We start from the raw sequence: 1,398 nt of genomic DNA on the forward strand, positions 1-1,398 counted from the left end.
GAGCTATGGCCGATTTTGGGTGACGCGGCTTGATCAAGCGGCGCGGTTGTCGGCGCTCTGCGTGGCAACGCCGTCGGTGAATGTGACGCCCTCGATGACCATTGGCAACTGGTTTGCGCCCTTCAGACGGCGCCATGTTTTCGCTGCGGCCTGAACGAGCTTGAACACCATCAGCTTGGCCGTCTTCTGCGACAGCGCGCCCTTGGTCCGCACGGTCCGGTGCCGGACGGTGGCGAATACGCTCTCGATCGGGTTGCCCGTGCGCAGGTGATCCCAATGGTCGGCCGGGAAGTCGTAGAAAGCCAGCAAGGCGTCGCGGTCCTTGATCAGGCAAGTCACTGCCTTCTCGTACTTGGCCCCGTATTTCTCGGTGAAGGTGTCCATGGCGGCCTCGGCGGCGGCGCGGGTCTCGGCCTGCCAGATCTCGCACAGGTCGGCCTTCACCGCCGGCTGCATCGATTTCGGGAACTTGTTCAAGACGTTGGCGGTCTTGTGAACCCAACACCTCTGATGACGCGTGCCCGGGAAGGCTTCATCGAGCGCGTTCCAGAACCCCATGGCACCATCGCCCACGGCGATCTCCGGCGGGACCGAGAGGCCGCGGGCCTTGATATCGACCAGCAGTTCGCGCCAGCTCTGCGCGCTCTCTCGCACCCCGACCCGGAAGCCAAGCAGTTCCTTGCGCCCCTCAGGTGTCGCGCCGATGATCACCAGCATGCATTCGGCGACCGGCTCCATGCGGGCCTGCAGGTAGACCCCATCGGCCCAAATGTAGACATAGCGGCGCGCGGAGAGGTCGCGGCGCTGCCAGCGGTCGTAATCCTCCTGCCAGCCGGCCGTGAGGCGCGAGATCACGCCAGGCGACAGGTTCGGCGCGTCAGACCCGAGCAGCGCCGTCAGCGCTTCCTGGAAGTCCCCGGTGGAAATACCACGCAGGTAAAGAACCGGCAGCAAGGCATCGAGGCTCTTCGACCGCCGCGCCCAGCGGGGCAGGATGTTCGAGGTGAAGCGGATCCTTCTCTCGGTCGGCACGCCGACGGCGCGGTCGCGCACCTTCTGGCGCTGCACCGGTATCGGGCCGATCCCGGTCTGGATCATCCGTTCCGGCCCGGTGCCATGCCGCACGATGCGATGGCGTCCATCGGGCAAGCGTTCGTCCTCGAACTGTGCAACGAAGCTTGCCGCCTCCGCCCTGAGCGTGGCGGCCAGCATCTGGCGCGCGCCCTCGCGGGCGATCTCGGTGAGCGGGTCAAGGATCGATCCGGGCTGGTGAAGCGGGGTGATCGTGGTATCGTCTCTCATGGCGTATCGCTCCTTCGGGAGGTTCTGGCAGGCTTCAGCACCCGCCACGATACGCCGCCTTCTCAGGCCCCATCACCCATTTTCAGCCATAGCTCA

General features: G+C 65.5%; 1 protein-coding gene. It reads right to left on the bottom strand.

Annotated elements, in window-relative coordinates; all coding sequences use genetic code 11:
* Positions 1 to 33: 33 nt before the first annotated feature.
* On the bottom strand, positions 34 to 1,302 hold the full coding sequence (locus GTW51_RS23280; protein ID WP_163046396.1) for an IS256 family transposase: 1,269 nt from the start codon (positions 1,300 to 1,302) through the stop codon (positions 34 to 36).
* Positions 1,303 to 1,398: the final 96 nt, after the last annotated feature.

The sequence above is a fragment of the Aurantimonas aggregata genome, from assembly GCF_010500835.1.
Taxonomy (GTDB): Bacteria; Pseudomonadota; Alphaproteobacteria; order Rhizobiales; family Rhizobiaceae; genus Aurantimonas; species Aurantimonas aggregata.